The following is an 18479-nucleotide window of genomic DNA, read 5'->3' as shown; positions in this document are numbered from 1 at the left end:
AGAAACAATGAAGCTACATGGATATTTATGGATGCTGGGGGGCTTATTTTGTTTAGGTGCTTGCGAGCGCTCGAACAAAGAGACGCCGCATCTTAGTGATAATGGCGCGCGCATAGTTGCGCCCTATGGTAGTTGGCAGTCACCGCTATCGGCGACTGAAGTTTTTGAGCAGGCCGATAATGTGGCTGAGTTGCAAAGCGTTGATGGTGCTATTTATTTCTCTGAATCTGATGGTGAAAAACAAGGCCAAGTCGGGATCAAACGCCTCGACCAACGTGGAAAAATTACCGACATAGTACCGCCTGCGTTTAATGTTAAATCCGCCGTTCATGAATACGGTGGTGCCGCCTTTTTGGGGATTGGTCAGAGTCTGTTTGCCACTAAGGCACAGGACCAACTGTTTTATCGTTTTGCCCCTAATCAACCCCCTTTGCCTTTAACGCCAAATGGTACTCGCCATGCAGATTGTATTGCTTACCCCAAAGGGTCGAGGATTATCTGTGTGCGCGAAGATCATCGTCAAGCGGGTGAGCCTAAGGCGAGTCTTGTTACCATTAATCTTAATTTTGCCGGTGAAGGCGATACCTTTGTTTCGGGCCATGACTTTATTTCTTCGCCAGCCATCTCGCCCGATAACAGCCAACTGGCGTGGATCACTTGGGAACATCCCTATATGCCATGGGATAATAGCGTGCTCTGGCTTGGGGATCTGGACCGTAAAGGGCAATTACACAATATTCGTAAGGTAAACACACCCGCAGACTCTTCGGTGTCGCAGCCATTATTTAGTCCTGATGGACAATTGTATGTCGTATCGGATATCAGTAACTGGTGGAATATCTATCGAGTCACGGCACAAAATACCTTAGACCCAGTACTAAAGAAAAAGGCCGAGTTTGCGGTGGCTGATTGGTATTTAGGCAATCATAACTATGCCTTTGAATCCGAAAAAACGATTATTGCCAGTTATATGCTTGGTAGTCAGGCCGTTTTAATTCGACTGCATCTAGATTCAGGCCTGACCGAATCTTTGGCCGTCGACTTTGGTGAAATCACCCAAGTGATCCGAGGGGAAGATGCTGTTTATTTTGTCGGCGCTAAGGCGACGCCAGAGAAGGGCATTTATAAAGTGATCGGTCGTGGTACTGAGTTGGTGTATACCCCTAACTTACCAAAACTTAATCCCAACTATATCTCCCGTGCTAAAAATATTACTTTTAAAACAGGTGCTAACCAGCAAGCTTACGGTTATTTTTATGGTCCGGTTAACCCCAACTATACTGCGCCTAATGATACCCGTCCGCCCTTGATTGTAATGTTACACGGCGGTCCTACGGCGCGGGCGAGTCTGGCTTATCGCAGTGACATTCAATTTTGGACCAGCCGAGGCTTTGCGGTTCTCGATGTTAATTTCCGTGGCAGCAGTGGTTTTGGCCGTGCTTACCGTCAAAGTATCTACGGAAAATGGGGTCAAGTTGATGTGGAAGATGCGGTCAATGCGGCCCGTTATTTAGTTGATAAGGGTTGGGTCGATGGACAAAAACTGGCGATTCGAGGTGTTAGCGCTGGTGGGTTAACTGTGATGTCGTCCTTGGCATTTTATGATGTATTTCAAGCGGGGGTGAGCTATGCGGGGATCAGTGACTTTGAACAGCTCGCCAAGAGTACCCATAAATTCGAGACTGGCTACTTAGATCTGCTTATCGGCCCCTATGGTGAAAATCAAGCCCGCTATAGGGAACTGTCGCCCCTGCATCACCTTGAAGGATTGAATGAGCCTTTATTAATTTTTCAAGGATTACGTGACCAAATCGTACCACCACAGCAGTCGCGGCAGATTTATGAGGCGTTAAAAGTGAGAGGCGTACCCACGGCTTATATCGCTTATCAGGATGAACCCCACGGCGGTTGGAAACCTGAGCACAAGGCCGCAGGATTAGAAACTGAGCTGGCATTTTATGGGCAAGTGTTTAACTTTACCCCTGCGGGTAAGCTTGCAACACTGGTACTGGATAACGCCGCAGCGCTAAAGCCAACCATAGTGAGAAGTCAATAACGTGGTATTTACCGTTATTGATCTTGGCCATCGCTATTGCGATTGGCTTTACCGCAACACTCAGAGCCAGCATTTTGCTGGCTCTTGTGATTTTCGAGGCTGCCATGAGTCTCGTGACTTAGGCTGTCGATAATGGCGCAGTGGGGCTGATCGCCGCCTTGGCATTGGGTCACCATGTGCTGCAATTGCGCCCTAAGCTGCTGTAACTTATTGATTTGCTCTTCGACATAGGCAAGATGAGTTTGGGTAAGCTGCTTAACGTCCTCGGCATTACGGCTTTCATTGCCCTTAAGACCAAGCAAGGATTTGCAATCCTCTAGGCTAAAACCTAAGTCGCGACATTGATGCACAAACTTAAGTGCTTCAATATCTTGATGGCGATAAACTCGATAACCCGCCCCATTGCGCTCGCCGCACACTAAGCCAATATCATGATAATAACGGATACTCTTAACACTTAAGCCCGTTTGTTTCGCCACTTCACCTATCTTCATTTTGACCTCTATTTTTCCAACTGATTGGTATCACCCATTTCGCCCTGCAATTAATTGTCGATGTGATCACATTGAGCAAATTCATCCTTGACTCTCCAGTGATGGGAGACTTTATCTTAGACCTATAGTGTGAAACATCAAGTGAGGGATCTCCCATGTCTATGACCAGACTCTATGTTGCCAATATGAATTGCGCTGGCTGCGTTGCAAAAATTGAAAAGGCGTTTACCGCCCAAGCGGGCGTTGAAGCGCGTGTTAATCTCGCCGATAAGCAAGTGACGGTAGAAGGCAAGATGAGCGTTGATACCGCCTTGGCTGTGATGGCAAATGCGGGTTATCCGGCGCAGGTCGTTATTGATGCTAAAGTCGCCGCCGAAGAAAAACGCCTTGAAGATGCCGCCGAGTATCGATTGCGGATGCGCCAAGCTATTGCTGCGCTCGTTGTGGGTGTGCCCATGATGCTGTGGGGATTACTGGGCGGTGAAATGATGATCAACAGCCCAAATCTGCAGCTAGGCTGGGGCATCATGGGACTGGTCACTTTGGCTTTACTCATCACCACAGGCGGCCATTTTTATCAAGGTATGTGGCGGGCGCTCAAAGCCAAAACCACCAACATGGATACGTTGATTGTGCTGGGCACCAGTACCGCGTGGGCCTATTCCATGTTGGTAGTCATTATGCCTAGCGCATTCCCTATGGATACCCGCCATGTGTACTTTGAGGCGAGTGTGATGATTCTAGGTTTGATTAACTTAGGTCATGGACTCGAACTCAAAGCGCGGGGCAAAACCAGCGAAGCGGTGCAGCGACTGCTCGGGTTGCAATCCACTACTGCGATTCGTATTACGGATAAGGGGGATGAAAAGGTTGAGATAAGTCAGTTGAAACTGGGCGATAAGCTGCGTTTGCGCCCCGGAGACAGAGTTGCCCTTGATGGTGAGGTCGAAACAGGACAATCCCTACTTGATGAAGCCATGCTCACAGGTGAGCCTATTCCTGTACTTAAAAATCGGGGAGACAGTCTGAGCGCGGGCACAGTCAACGGCAATGGCAGCCTAGTTTACCGAGTGACGGCGGGACAACAAGATACCAAACTCGCCAAAATCATTGCACTGGTGCAACAGGCACAAACGTCAAAATTACCCATAGGTCGATTGGCCGATAAGATCTCAGCGGTATTTGTCCCGACTGTGGTGGCGATAGCGCTGCTGGCGGCGGCTATTTGGTATTTTGCAGGTCCAGCGCCCGCCTTAAGCCATGCGTTAGTGGTGCTGACGAGTGTGCTCATCATAGCGTGCCCCTGTGCGTTGGGGCTGGCGACACCTATGTCTATCATGGTGGCTGTGGGCCGCGCCGCCCAAATGGGCGTGTTAGTTAAAAATGGCGAAGCGTTGCAAACCGCCAGTAAAGTCGATTGTGTGGTACTGGATAAAACCGGCACTGTCACTTTAGGCAAGCCGCAAGTCACTGACTTTGTATTAGTGCAAACGCTGAGTGATGCAGATAAAGAAACCTTGCTGGGCGAAATTGCGAGTCTTGAGCAGCACTCTGAGCATCCGTTAGCGGGGGCGATTGTCAGTTATGCCAAGGAATCACTGACGCAATTGCCCGACACACAGGCATTTACGAACCATCAAGGTAAGGGGATTGAGGGCAAGGTCGATGACGTATCGCTGGCGATTGGTAATCTCGCCTTGATGACGGCATTGGAGATTGTCAATTCCGATGGCAGTGCCTTAGATCCTAAGGCGACATTAAGTTTTGCAAATCAAGGTAAAACCCCGATTTATGTCGCTAAAGCGGGCAAGTTAGTGGCCACTATCGCGCTGGCAGATCCGATTAAACCCGATGCCAAAGAAGCCATTGCGGCCATGCTGCAAAGGGGCATTCGCGTGGTGCTGTTAACGGGGGATAACCCAAAAACGGCGCAGGCGGTGGCCGACCAAGTGGGCATCACCGAAGTGATTGCTGGTGTACTACCCGAGCAAAAACAACAGCATGTGCTGGATTTACAAAAGCAAGGGCATGTGGTGGCTATGGTAGGGGATGGTATTAATGATGCGCCAGCTCTGATGAGTGCCGATGTGGGGATCGCGATGGGATCGGGCACTGAGGTGGCGATTGAAAGTGCGGACATCACCTTGTTGTCGCAACAATTGATAGTGATTGCTAACTTATTGGCATTGTCGCGGGCGACGATTACCAATATTAAGCAGAATCTGTTCGGCGCCTTTGTGTATAACAGTTTGGGTATTCCGGTTGCGGCGGGCGTGCTTTATCCACTTACGGGCATGTTATTAAGCCCTGTGATTGCGGGTGCAGCCATGGCTTTGTCTTCACTGACTGTCGTCACGAACGCCAACCGCTTAAGACGGCAGAAGTTATAAGTTGTCGATACCTAAGCTAACTTAAAATGTTGAAACGGGTATCTTGAGTTAGCTTAGGGCTATGTCCACATTAGCACTTACTGCATAAGCCTTTAGCGTCGGCAAGCTTTACGACGCTAAGGGTCATCAGATTGTCATTCTGCTCGAATACATTGAAAGCTAAGCCAATAGGGTAAAATCAATTACGCTTCTCATACAGGCATAGTGCGGCGATTTCGGCATTCCCTCTGGCTTTTGATCCGCCTTGGTAGTTGATAATTTAGCCCAAACTGCTATAGTGCCACGTTTATTTTTACCCCTTCGGCATAGCGTTATTTGGTTTATGCTTATTTAAAGCGGCGCCAGCGGGCTCGGCCAACATTACTCGATTTGGAAGTTCATTTTGATCACAACAGCAAATATCACCATGCAGTTCGGCGCTAAGCCACTGTTTGAAAACATCTCAGTTAAATTTGGCGGTGGTAACCGTTACGGTCTTATCGGCGCGAATGGCTGTGGTAAATCGACCTTCATGAAGATCCTGTGTGGTGATCTAGACCCTAGCAGCGGTAACGTCTCGTTAGATGTGAATGAGCGTCTGGGTAAACTAAGCCAGAACCAGTTCGGTTATGAAGAATTCAACCTGATCGATACCGTGATCATGGGCCACCGCGAACTGTGGAAGGTAAAGCAAGAACGTGACCGTATTTATTCTTTACCCGAAATGAGTGAAGAAGATGGCATTACCGTCGCCAACCTAGAGATGGATTTTGCTGAGATGGACGGTTATACCGCCGAATCTCGTGCTGGCGAATTACTGTTAGGTGTAGGTATCGGTATTGAAAGCCATTTTGGTTTGATGTCTGAAATCGCACCGGGTTTAAAACTGCGTGTATTGTTAGCGCAAGCTCTGTTCTCTGATCCAGACGTGCTGCTGCTTGACGAACCGACCAACAACTTGGACATCGACACTATCCGTTGGTTACAAGACATGTTGAACCAACGTAGCAGTACTATGGTTATCATTTCGCACGATAGATATTTCTTAAACTCAGTCTGTACTCACATGGCTGACTTAGACTACGGCGAACTGCGCGTTTACCCAGGTAACTACGACGAATACATGCAAGCGGCTACCCAAGCTCGCGAGCGTTTATTGTCTGATAATGCGAAGAAAAAAGCTCAGATCTCTGAGCTGCAAACCTTCGTAGCACGCTTCTCGGCTAACGCCTCTAAGGCGAAACAAGCCACATCTCGTGCCCGTCAAATCGACAAGATTAAGTTAGATGAAGTAAAAGCCTCTAGCCGTGTGAACCCCTTCATTCGTTTCGAGCAAGAGAAGAAATTGTTCCGTAATGCCTTAGTGATTGAAAACCTAACTAAAGGCTACGACACTCCGTTATTCAAAGACTTAAACTTAATTGTTGAAGTGGGCGAGCGCATTGCGGTATTGGGTGAAAACGGCGTCGGTAAAACAACCCTGTTACGTACCCTGATCCATGACATCCCGCAGGATGCAGGTACTATCCAATGGTCTGAAAACGCTAACATTGGTTACTATGCACAGGACCATGAGTCTGATTTCGCTAACGAAATGACGCTGTTCGAGTGGATGAGCCAATGGCGCAAGCCAGAAGATGACGACCAATCGGTACGTGGCATCTTAGGCCGTATGTTGTTTGGCTCTGACGACATTAAAAAGTCAGTCAAAGTGCTGTCTGGTGGTGAGAAAGGTCGTATGTTATTCGGCAAGCTCATCATGCAAAAAGCCAACATTTTAGTCCTCGACGAACCGACCAACCACATGGATATGGAATCGATTGAATCATTAAACAACGCGCTGGAAATGTACGAAGGGACCTTGATTTTCGTGAGTCATGACCGTGCATTCGTATCGTCTCTGGCAAACCGTATCCTTGAAGTCACTCATTCAGGCGTGAATGATTTCAGAGGCACTTACGATGAGTTCCTTGCTAGCAAAGGCATCGAAGTCTAACGCTATTTGTTATTTAGCTGCATGTGTAAATACATGCATTTATATACAGTGCAGCTAAATGCAGCATTAATAAAAACGCCGCGATTCATTGCGGCGTTTTTGTATCCATTGGCTGTCTTTTTATCTAGCGATTAACTTTTCGCGCACTCGATTTTAGTGCATTGGTGGCACTCGTTAGGGCGCTGACTCTTGCTGCACATAAATCAAATTGTCGGTATCAAAGCCGCGGGCTTTAGACATTTCAACAAACTTTTGCAGTACCTCGGGTGGCACAGTCGGGGTTTTAGCCAGTAGCCACAAATAACCCGTGTCGGGTCCTGATATAAAAGCGTATTGATAGTTTTCATGATCTAATTCAAAGACCACATACGATCCATAAAATGGCCCAAAGAAGGAGACTTTCAAATAGCCTTCGGAGTCCCCATTGACAAAATAGGCCTTACCTTCGGCTTCTTTCCATTCGTTTTTAGCCGCTGAGAATCCACGGTTAATGACCATCACACCGCCATCGTCTTTCAGGCTGTATTCTGCGCTAACTTGGCTTAACCCTCTTTCGAATGAATGATCTAAGCGCGCAATCTCGTACCATTTCCCTAAGTATTTATTCAGCTCAAAATCATTCACGGGTTGAACCAGTTTAGGCATGCCTAAGCAGCCGCTGAGCAAAAATATACTAATGACTAACAGTAGCTTTCTCAATTTGACCTCCTGATATTAAGTCTTAGTCGCACGTCTTCGGTGCAATGTTCAATCAATCCTCTATCGAGCTTACACTATTTTCTTCACATTATTTCAGCTACTTGGCAAAGTGTTGTTGGTTAGCCGCTCGTAATCAATACTTTGCGCTGACTGATAAAGCCTTGGCTAATGCCGGCCAGAATAATCAAGCCGACACCGCTTAATTGCATGGGACTCAAGGTTTCACCAAATATCCACCATGCTAGCGTCACTACGATAACTGGTTCCACATAGGCGAGGGTGCCAAAAGTGACAGCAGGCAATTGCCGCAGGGCTTTTACCGCCAGCAAAATGGCTAAAAAACCGGGGAAGAATCCAATCGCAATTAACCAACCCATTTGTGGCAAACTTGGCGTCAGCGGTGCATTTATCACTAAGGGCAGTAGGCATAAAGCGCCGACACTAAGCTGCACTAAAGTGCTCTGGTAGGGCGAACTCAGACTCGGTTTTCGGTTGATTAACATAAACCCGCTGTAGGTTAATAGGGCGAGTAGGGCATAAAAATAGCCTAATAATTCAGTGTGATTGCTCGCTTGCTGCGGCCCTGTTGGGATCATTAACATAAAGCCCACCAGCGCGACGACCACGCTTGCCATGCTTAAGCGGGAGAGTTTTTCGGCAAAGAAATAATGGGCGAAAATAGCCAGCACCACAGGGGCTAAGTAAATAATCATGATTACATTGGCCATTTGGGTGTACTGAATGGCTTCAATGTAAAACGCCATAAAACCCGCGAGCATAATGCCATTCACTAAGGTACGTTTACTGGGTCTATGGCGAATCTGATGGCCTTTACCTGTAAGCAGCATATAAGCCAATAGAAATAGGGCACCGAGCAGTAAGCGGTAGAAGGTAATGTGTTCGGCGGGCAGGGCGGCAAAGCGCGCTAATACACCGATTGTGCCCATAAGAATGGCCGCCAATAGGGCAAAAATGATAGCTAAAGCTGAGCTGGGCATAGATAACCTACAACAGAGTGAATAGAGAGTTAGGGGGCGACACCGTCCTGTGGACGGCGTCGATTTTGCCTTAAAAACTCACCCTAGGCTATGCCGATATATTAACTAAATAATGCTTTTACGTGAGCGGAAATGGTTAAAGCTATCTTGGCTGTAGGCCGCCTTAATCCGTTTTAACTCGGCGTAGTTATGGTCGAAGTACACATCAGTGGGGATGGCTTTATCTTTGAAGCTGATAAAGGCGCCCGAGGTGTTGGGGATGTCATAATTTCGGCTGGCATCAATCCAATCGAGTGCACGATTAATGCGGGTAAACACTTGGCTATCCTGCAATTGTTGTTTCTCTTGCAGGGCGTTATTCCACCAAGTTTGATATTGAATCGTGTATTGTCTGTCCTTGTAGGGGAAGGCGCTGCGGCTCTTTTGCTCTTCGCCCATAGTGCGATAATAATCACCCGCAATGGCGCCAAGGGTGACATAGGTAAATAGTCCCAATTGGCGATTACCTTCAAGCACATAGCGAGAAGTTAAGCTTTCAAGCAGTGGCTTATAACCGTCCCTGAGCCCCGTTTGATTCACTAAGCGCGAGGTGACTTTATGGGGCGCGGGCTCATCCAAATCGGGTGGCGTCGGTGAGCGGTTTATGCCTTGTAAGTCAGCTTGCAGATGATGAAAAGATTCCCTTTCCCAATTGGCCATTAAGTTTTCACCGTAGGCTTTGGTGAGTCCGCCCATCCCCTCGATGCGAATATCATTGGGGATTAGGTCAAACTCATTAAATTGTGTCTGGATAAAGTGATTCAGACTGGCGGAATTGCCTTCCCAAAAGCCATACATCAAGCAGTTATGCTTAATTGACTCTGTGTCTATGTCAGTCGTTTTGTGTTGTTCTGCGGGTAAATGTTTGGCATTTATCTTGAGATTGGTGCCAATCAAACAGCCTGTGCTGTCGGCATTAATGATGGCTTCCCAGCGCTGTAAAATGTCTTTGGTTGGGGTGTGCTCAATGAGTTCTTGGGTTTGTTTATCATAGCAATTCCACTCTAATTCAAACTTGAGCAGGCAAGGCGGTAGTGGAAAGGTTTGCACAAAAAAGCGGGTCACTATGCCGTAACTTAATCCGCCGCCACCCTTGAGCGCCCAGAGTAACTCTGGTTTATTGGCAACCGAGACGACTTGGGTTTCACCAATGCCGAGGACAATTTCTGCCTGTAATAGGGATTCGCAGCACATGCCGTATTTGCGGGTCCAAGGTCCTGAGCCGCCGCCCATAATAAATCCCGCTAAGGCAACGTTGCCACTGGTGCCATGGGGGATCATCACGCCTTTTTTCGCAAGGGCAGTGGTGAGATTGATAAAGCGATTGCCTGGTCCAATGGCCGCAATACCTGTGATGGGATCTAAAGTGAGACTATCCATCTTCAACAGATCTAACACTACAGTATTCGTTTCAGTGCTTTCACCTTCGTGATCATTCCCACCCGAGCGCACGCTGATTGGCAAGTTATAATCAATAGCCGCTTTATAGGCGATTTTAACTTCTTCAGTAGACGTGCATTTGATGATCGCCAGTGGTTTTTTTTGTAACCTGCGGTTGAACAGTTGGCAAGCCTGTTGATAGGCAATCATTTGCTTACCTGTGCTGACCGAGAGTTGCTGCTCACTATAATAATGGCCACCGGTAATAATATTATCGGCCGGAATGTGTGCGCGAACTTCATTGATGAAATTAACAAAGTTTTTGGCTTGAGTGATCACTAAGTTTTCACTAATACGCACTTCAGCACTTAATTCTTCTTCGGTCGATTGAATAATCAAACAATCCCGTTCGAGTTCATTTGCAACGGTGACTTTAATATTAGAGCGATAGGCTGTCAGCGATTTAAACACTTCAACATTGAGTGTAATATCCGCTTGATTACTCGCCGTGTAATTAACTAAATAACTAAAATTAGGCCAAGTGTTATAGTTACATTCAATAATATAGGCTCGGCGTTCGTGGGGTGGAATAATCTTAGGCAGTTGTTGATTATAAGTGTTGCTATCCGTAGTGGTTTTTATGAATTGATATTCAGTGTCATTAAATATGACCAGCAGCACTTTTTGTCTTTTAAGTGGGATAAAGTTTTCACCACGAATATTATGTGCATCTTGATGCTGGTAAATATAAAGGTTATTTTCGCTAATCGATCTTTGTTGCGCTGGATTACGGTAATAGTCAACGATTTCAGTTCGGGTTAATAATCGATTAAGCAAGGTGATGCCAAATATTTCACCATCGAAATGTGTATCGCGATGATTCGGTAAAGACACGTTTTCAATTAAAAATTCATTGTCGGCAACCAGTGACAGATTATTGAGTTGTGTATGGGTAATTTCACCATCTACATAACAACTGATTTCATGGTATTCATGGCAGATAGACAATAAGTGCCACTGACCGTCGTTAAGTCCACCTAAGGTTGATATTGCTTCAACCCGCAGCAAGGTGGTATTAATCACGCATTCAATATGCCCTAGTGAATTAATATCCACCGCGAAATAGGTATCTTCCCTATCAGTTTTATAATGGAACACACGCCCACCTGCGCTGGTTTTCAACCAACACTGGTAAGTGAATATGGCAAGGGGTGACGTGCTCACGGGTAAGCTTTTTTCAATCACTGCCCGTATATTTCTTGATGCCTCAAGCTTGTCCATATTCATGCGTCCTTTCGTGTGCTTTGCGTGTTTTCCTCAATGCGCTAAAGCGCCTACTGAGGTCATTCATCCCGTTGTTAATCAATTGCGGATAACAAAGCCGCGGGTAACTATGTTTTGGGTAAATCAGTTGCGGGCAAACAAGTCGCCAATTAATAGGTATTAAAGCGATGTATTGATCCTGTCACGGCCATCGGCTTTGGCGCGGTACAATGCGGTATCGGCGGCGCACAGCATGGCGAGTGAGGTACGGAACTGGCCATTGATTTCGCTCGCAATCCCTTGGCTCGCACTCACAGAGACATAATCGCGCAGCCCTTGCTCGGTAAAGCGCAGGTCATTAATCCCTTGCTGCACTTTTTGGGCAATCGTTAGTGCCATTTTGGCATTGTGGCTTGGTAGAATTAGCGCGAATTCTTCGCCGCCGTAACGCGCTGCTAGTCCAATTTCTATCGGTACTATGTCAGCAATCACTTTGGCAATCTTACGTAGGCATTCGTCCCCTTGGATATGGCCGAATTGGTCGTTGAACACTTTGAAGTAATCCACATCGATAATCACCACGCTGATCGGGCGCAGCTTACCTGTGCATTCTTCCCAATAGTGATGCAGCATTTCATCAAAATATCGGCGGTTCGCCAGTCCTGTCAGTGAATCTGTGGCGGCCAATTTACGTAGCTTTTGATTTTCTGCTTTGTGCTGCGTTAAATCGTGCATCATCATCACAAACAGAGGTTCATGGCTGGGGATGTAGGAAATGGAAAGCTCGACATCTTTTGCTTTGCCTGAGGCGGTAATGAGGGTGATTTCTTCGGCGGAGTGCTGCACTGGAATGCCGCAATTTTTGCCTAATTTAATATCATTGCTCAGCAAATTGTCATAGCGAGCTTGGTGGTGTTCTGTCAAAAAGTTGCGCCAATCTTGTCCCTTCAAACTGGCCTGCGGGCATGTCAGTAAGTCAGCACCTTTGCTATTGCTAAAGTAAATGTAACCTTGGGCATTGACGATAATCACCGGTTCAGTCAGATGCTGAATAAACTGTTGAATCGTTTCAATCGAGGCATGTTCGAAGAAGGTTAACGGCAATGCGGGCTCGACCAAGCCTTGCTGCGCAGTACACTGTGAACCATTGCCTTCACCCACAAGTGATAATGGATGTTGTGAACGTGTCAGTTTAGGTGAGCTTGTCATTGTTATCATTCTCCGTGAACCTAATGCCATCTGCGCTAAGCGCTTTTCTGATGATGACTTTATTCTTCGCAAAGAAAAGATACCTTCTGCTTACCTTCCGATTTAATCTATTGTTTATAAAGGTTTTAAATTTAATCTTCTCACGGTAAATTCTCAGGCTTAGCTGAAACGTGCGAGGTTTTGGGGCATGGCTAAGTTAAAAAAGTGGCACCCATGAGTGGATTTTTGGGTATTAAGCGTCAAGCGCAAAGGATTTTAGTGTCTAAAGATGGTGGATAATGCTTTGATTTTATCGACAATCCAGTCATGTCTATGCTCATAACTGCGGCCTGTGAGTTTATCCTCACCGCACAGAAAAGCCCTTCTGACACAGCGATTTATCACATGATAGAAGGGCGTTGTATTAGCATCGATAAGCATTCTTCTGGCCGGGGTCATCATCTGCTCCAAACAGACGCAATCAAGATAATGTAAAGGCTAGTATAAGAGGGGACAAAGCACAAAAAGACATGGCTGTCCCCGCTTTTCCCCTTTTCTTCGGGTGTAGAAACTGCCCAGCCCGATTAAAGGTTGGGCATTTCGATTAGTTTTGAGGACGATTGATAATTTCTGGATCAGGACTTAATATCAGTAAGGTATTAGTAGTATTGCTCAATACAAATTGGAACTTAGTAGTTCCCGACGTTCTATCTAGATCGACGAGTTGTACTAACATACCATCGCTGCTGATGGTTACCGCATCGACAATGTCATCGAATGGGGTAACAAAGCCGACCCCAACAAATTTTAAACCTTTTCCTGTTTGATCATTTAGCAAGTAGGTAACAGTACCAGCTTGGGTGATAGTCACATCCCCTTGGCATTGTTCACCATTAGCATCTGTATAAATAAATACAGGTTCGCCATTTTCTAGATTAACATTGACTTTAATAAATTGAGCCGAGCCTTGTGGTGCGAACATATTAACTTCCTTTCTTTTGGTTAAAATTTGGTATTGGTTATATGAGATTTTAATAGTAAATGTTTAAGATTGTCATCGCTTATAATTTCGCCAAGGCAGTCAAGGGCTTTAACATAATGAATGGTGAAATTTGGTGATTTATCTTTTTCTACTATAGGTAATAGTAAATATTTTGAAGTGTTGCATAATTCATGCTTGGCTTTATAATTTTTGACCGTTTTAGCTTCAAATAGAATACTTTCCGATAAGTTTGAAATGAAGTTAATATTTTGATTGAATTTTTTTGATAACTTAAGAAATTCATTTTTTGCTAGCACAGCATATTCTATACTTTTATCAAACTTACCTTGTCGTTGTAAGTGTTGTGCTGATGCAAGAAAATAGCTTGCATACACTTCGTCTCTCTTCGATGAAGAATTCAAATCAATATCTGAATCTAGTAAAGATTTTAATCTTGTAATCTCATTAGAATCAGTGCGTGCAAATGCTAGAAGATTGAAGTGTAAATAGTAATTTTGTCTTGTCCAAATATCGTTTTTAGGATCTTGTTCTAGCGCTTTTGATATTGCTTCCAAACCAAGTCGGGTTTGTCTTAGGGCTTGTTCTGGTAGATCTTGATAATCGTATAACTTAGCAAGAATTTGATGGCTGGCTGCTAGTCTATCTAATATATATGGCTGTTTAATGTTATTGCTTAGTTCTTGTTGGAGTTGAGTGTGGATCTGTATGGCTGAAAGTACATCACCTTGTGACACTGCCGCACTCGCTAACCAAGAACGTGCATTGGCCACATCCGCAATTAGCTGACTATCCTCAGGCGCTTTTGCCAAGGCGAGCAATTTAAGCCTTAGCGACTCTTCAAAATCTTGTTGTGCTTTGGCAAATTCCTGTTGCTTCATCGAAACTGAGCCCAAAGTGTTATGGGCGTAAGAAAGTTCCATGAGCGCATCTTTATCTTCGGGCGCAAGGGCGTACATAGTTTGGCTATAGGCTAAGTACTGCTCGAAGAAGGGGCGCGATGCCGCCCAATCACTCACATCATACTTAAGCTGTCCTAACCAAAAGGCATTGGCACCTAAGGTTTTCAGTAGGGCTAAGTTTTCCGGCTGCAATTCGAGCAGTGGCAGCATTTTTTCCTGTGCCGCGAGTAATGCGCTGCGAGCTTCATCGATTTTATTGCGCGAATAGGCCACTTCACCCATGGCCTCTAAGGTTTGGCCGTGTTGGAAGCGGGCATCGAAGCTTAAGTGTGCATCATCCTCTTTATTGGAAAAATCAGTGAAATATTCCAGTGCCTTATTGCTGATCCCGTCGAGTAAGTCCATACGGCCGATGCCGCGCATCTTGTCGGCGAAGTCACCCACCATAAAGCCGAGCAAATCTTCGGCGGCAAGGCGTTTTTGCAGGGCAAGTTTTTCGGCTTCTATGCTGCGCACGCTCATAATGACGGAGGTTAAGGTGAGGACGCACAGTAGGGCGACGGTTAGGCGCCTCGTCCAGCGCAGCATATTGGCGCGTTTGCTGGAGGCTGCGATAAAGGCGGTTTCGGGATCGTCTAAATCGAATAACGGATTTTGGCTGAGGCTTTGGGCCTCTTTTAACGGCTTGCCTTCGGCGAGCAGATAAGCGCTGTGTTTGGCTTCGCTGAGCCAACGCTTAGATAAATGCTGTAGGCGACTCTTAATACTCAAACTGTCGCTATGTTCGCTAATCCAAGCCGTCGCCCGCGGCCAACGGCGTAAAAGTGCTTCGTGGGCGATGCTAAAACAGGGTTCTCCATTTTGCAGATGTGACACGAATAAGCGGCTATCGACCATGGCTTGCACTAGGGCGGTTTCGGCCGTGCTTTGCAGTTGTGACCAGCGAGCGGTGCGGCTGGTGATGGACTTTTCATCTTCGCGCAGGGTGACTAATAGGGATAAAATCCGCGGCAGACTGGCTTTTTCGGCATCACTTAAGTGTGAAATCGCCTGCTCGGCATTTTTGCCAATCGCCCCTTCAATACCGCCAAGTGCATGATAAACAGAGACTAACAACTTATCGTCGGCGCTGCGTTGTAAATACAAGGCCTGCAGAGTGTATTGCAACATGGGCAACGCATCTGGGTTACTGGCGGCATCGCTGCAGAGCATTTCATCGAGCGGCATCGCGGTGTCGCTGTCAACTTCCCAGCTTAAGTTGGCAGCCACTGCGGGCAGGCGGATCATTTGTAATAGCTCAGTGCGTGTTGGCGGTGCTAAGTCAAAGTGGGCGCCGCGGGCTTTACCCGCCATTAAGCTTGGGTAATTGACCAATAAAGGATAAAAATCGTTGCGACAGGCACTGATGATAATCACGGCTTTTGAGGTGGCGAGTTGTTCCAATAATTCTATGAACTGAGTTCGTTCGGTATCGCTAAATAGCGGTGATGAGAGCAACACTTCTAATCGGTCGATAAACAAGGCAAAAAACGGATTAGAAAAGGGTTTAGCCTTGAGCGCTTGGGTGCACTGGTCGATTACGCTTTGGATATCTTCGATGAGTTGAATCGCCAGAGTCTCAGCGCTCATGCCTTCGAATACTGGGATGTCGTTGATTTCCCAGTCGAGCATAGCACTGGCAAGATCGGTGAGTAGTTGTCCTTTACTCACATCGGCAAAATCTAAGCTGCTGAATGACGCGACACCAATGCCGTTATAGCCGTCGCCCTTCATTAAATTGGGCACAACACCCGCATTAATCAGGGAAGATTTACCGCTGCCACTTGGACCTAAGATCAGGCAGAAGGCACGGCCAAACAGGATTTGTTGACTTATCCGGTTAAGCAAAGTGCTGATTTGTTCACTGCGGCCAAAAAACACCTCGGCATAGTTAGCGCTATAGGCTTGCAGCCCCGGAAAGGGCGAGCCGCCTTGCCAACTCTGTGGGCTGGCGGTGGCTTGGTGTCCGATAGGAAAACGCACTTCGGCTAAGGTGCGATAGCCGCGTTTGCGTATGGTTTCTATATAGGTGGGTTCTGTGGCGCTGTCGCCTAATGCTCGACGTAACTGATTGATAATCTTGTGTAGTGGATTGTCACCGGTATCTACACCTGGCCAGCAGTGGCTGACTATTTCATCACTGCTGACGACTTCGCCCGCCCGTTGACAGAGAAACAGCAGCACATCCATCGCCTTGGGCTCAAGTTGTTTGACTTGTTTGCCAAGGAGCAGACTATTGGCGCTGGGATTGATTTGCCATTCACCAAAGAAAAATGTGCTGTCACTCATAACGATGTCCATTTATTGAGTATTGACCATGGCACGGTAAAAACTTGCGCTGTGAGTCACTCTTATTGTTATACGTATTGTTATAAAGAACCGTATGCTTGTCATTCAAAGGTCTGACGTCAAGACCTTGACATTATGCCGTTGATGATTGTTATTTAAAAGGAATAACCATTGATAATCAATGTAAATTTTATCAGGGTGAAGTGTGGTAAATAGTCTTTAGCTTGTCATTTTTCTGTCAACAGTTTGTGCTTTACGCTAGATGTTAAATAAGGTGATGGCTTTTGGATGTCGATTGCAAAAGATCAACAATAAAAAAGTGCCCATGATTGGGCACTTGGTATTAGAGAGGAACTTAAGGCTAACAAGCCTGACTTATCAGCACGTTAAGCTGAGTATCTTAACGTTAGCCCCTTAACATTCGTCCCTTTGGATTAGCGCGTTAAGGTTAGTGCCTTGGCTTGATAGCTTAATCTGGCCATTTGACCTTGATCTTGCAGTTCTAATTCATTGAGTTCGAAGGGCGGCTGTAAACCCGAGGCTTGGATGAGCTTAGGATCTAACATCAGCTTTAACTTCGGCGACTCTGGGGTCAGCCAATTGGCCGCTTGGGTGCGTAGAATCGCCACCTTTTGACCTTCGGCGTTGGTGCCCGTTAACGTGCCACTTAAGCCAAAACGTCCCGCCTCGGCGACAGTTAACTCAAAGTTGATTTGGTTAGGCAAGCCTTTATCCCAAACCGTGAGCACTTCGGGCTTGATGCTCGCCGAATTGACATAGGACTTAAAGACAGATTTGACCGTGCGCTGCACAGGTCGGCCATCGACTTGGGTTTGTACCGTGATTTCAATTTCACTGAAACCTGCATTGCTGCTCGAAAGTGCGACGCCCGCGGGGATCACCGCTTGCCATGTCTCCCCTTGTTTTACCATCGCCAGCGGTTGCATATTGCCATCGGCTTGTTTGAGTTTTGCCTGTGGTACAAAGGTGTTATCACTTTGGCTGAGAGCGAGTTCAAGCCCAAGGTTTTGCGCATCCGCCGCGATGGCGGTGGGGGCTTTGACGCTCAGTTGATAGGGCGAGCCTTTTTCCTTCACATTGACTAAGTAGCTGGCGCTCGGTGTTAACGGCTGGCTGATCTGCAGGCGATATTGGCCCGGTGTGGCTTTCGCCGACATTTGCAATGCACTCGAATCATCGGTTAACCCTGCGCTAGCCAAAGCATCGGCGTTGACCATTGATTTAACCAGTGACTCATTGGTGTTTATCCCGCTGCTATTGGCTGCTTTGCCTTGGGGTGACTGATTAGGGGTAACGCGCTGAATTTGTACGCGCTCAGGGGCAATAGCCTCTGCATGCATTAAGGCACCAGAGCGGGTATCGCCCCGAGGTGCAATGCGCACTAAGCTCGACGCTTGGCTCATGGTGAGGCCCACGCCCGCATTAAGCTGTGCGCCTGTTACATTGACCCAATACTCGTCACTTTGGCTGGCTTGCTCAAGCTGCGGCGCACTTGCCTGATACTCGCCGTACAGCGGGGTGATAAAGCTAATGTAATCCGAACTGGTGTTGATGGGCGTGAGTGTTGGGCTGGCAATATTGCTATCGACTAAATCGGTATCGCTCGGCGCGGCTAAGGTTAACCCTTTGGCGTACATTGGGCTGGCATTGGTTTTGGGATCTATGGGTGTGGCTTCATCTTGGCAGGCTGCAAGCAGTCCGCTTAGCGCCAAGACACTGGCAAGTTTGCTGAGTGTGTGCATCTTA

11 protein-coding genes are annotated in these 18479 nt (G+C 46.8%); 3 read left to right on the top strand and 8 right to left on the bottom strand.

The features are described 5' to 3' along the window. Positions 1-7 precede the first annotated feature (7 nt). Complete coding sequence (locus L5M17_RS02090) at positions 8-2056, top strand: alpha/beta hydrolase family protein (RefSeq protein ID WP_028760559.1); 2049 nt, start codon at positions 8-10, stop codon at positions 2054-2056. A gap of 14 nt (positions 2057-2070) precedes the next feature. Here the strand turns inward: L5M17_RS02090 and L5M17_RS02085 are convergent, their stop codons facing one another. Beyond that, entirely contained in the window at positions 2071-2550 is a 480-nt protein-coding gene (locus tag L5M17_RS02085) for a MerR family DNA-binding protein (RefSeq protein WP_263144889.1), read from the bottom strand. A gap of 155 nt (positions 2551-2705) precedes the next feature. Here L5M17_RS02085 and L5M17_RS02080 point away from each other — a divergent pair, with 155 nt between their 5' ends. Further along, positions 2706-4940, top strand: coding sequence for a heavy metal translocating P-type ATPase (locus tag L5M17_RS02080; RefSeq protein ID WP_263144886.1), 2235 nt, complete (start codon positions 2706-2708; stop codon positions 4938-4940). Positions 4941-5322: 382 nt separating this feature from the next. Then, positions 5323-6915: an ABC-F family ATPase gene (locus L5M17_RS02075; RefSeq protein WP_081729050.1), complete on the top strand. Its 1593-nt coding sequence runs from the start codon at positions 5323-5325 to the stop codon at positions 6913-6915. A 174-nt stretch (positions 6916-7089) separates the two neighbouring features. On the opposite strand, the gene L5M17_RS02070 is transcribed toward L5M17_RS02075, so the two are convergent. The 7 genes from L5M17_RS02070 to L5M17_RS02035 form a co-directional block, all read right to left on the bottom strand. Continuing rightward, positions 7090-7614 (bottom strand): lipocalin family protein, encoded by a 525-nt coding sequence (locus L5M17_RS02070; protein ID WP_263144885.1) that lies wholly within the window; start codon positions 7612-7614, stop codon positions 7090-7092. A gap of 119 nt (positions 7615-7733) precedes the next feature. After that, positions 7734-8612 (bottom strand): DMT family transporter, encoded by an 879-nt coding sequence (locus tag L5M17_RS02065; RefSeq protein WP_263144883.1) that lies wholly within the window; start codon positions 8610-8612, stop codon positions 7734-7736. A 105-nt stretch (positions 8613-8717) separates the two neighbouring features. Next, entirely contained in the window at positions 8718-11312 is a 2595-nt protein-coding gene (locus L5M17_RS02060) for an FAD-binding protein (protein ID WP_263144881.1), read from the bottom strand. 162 nt (positions 11313-11474) lie between these two features. Continuing rightward, entirely contained in the window at positions 11475-12503 is a 1029-nt protein-coding gene (locus L5M17_RS02055) for a diguanylate cyclase (protein WP_105249692.1), read from the bottom strand. Between the two features lie 583 nt (positions 12504-13086). After that, positions 13087-13464: a DP-EP family protein gene (locus tag L5M17_RS02045; RefSeq protein ID WP_219250208.1), complete on the bottom strand. Its 378-nt coding sequence runs from the start codon at positions 13462-13464 to the stop codon at positions 13087-13089. A gap of 20 nt (positions 13465-13484) precedes the next feature. Then, positions 13485-16712 (bottom strand): winged helix-turn-helix domain-containing protein, encoded by a 3228-nt coding sequence (locus tag L5M17_RS02040; RefSeq protein ID WP_263144878.1) that lies wholly within the window; start codon positions 16710-16712, stop codon positions 13485-13487. A 434-nt stretch (positions 16713-17146) separates the two neighbouring features. Further along, positions 17147-18475, bottom strand: coding sequence for a DUF4785 domain-containing protein (locus tag L5M17_RS02035; RefSeq protein WP_263144875.1), 1329 nt, complete (start codon positions 18473-18475; stop codon positions 17147-17149). Positions 18476-18479: the final 4 nt, after the last annotated feature.

Origin of the sequence: Shewanella sp. SW24, assembly GCF_025653395.1 — a bacterium.
Classification (GTDB): Bacteria; Pseudomonadota; Gammaproteobacteria; order Enterobacterales; family Shewanellaceae; genus Shewanella; species Shewanella oncorhynchi.
Note: the sequence above shows the minus strand (reverse complement) of the source record. Positions and strands in the feature narration are given on the sequence as shown.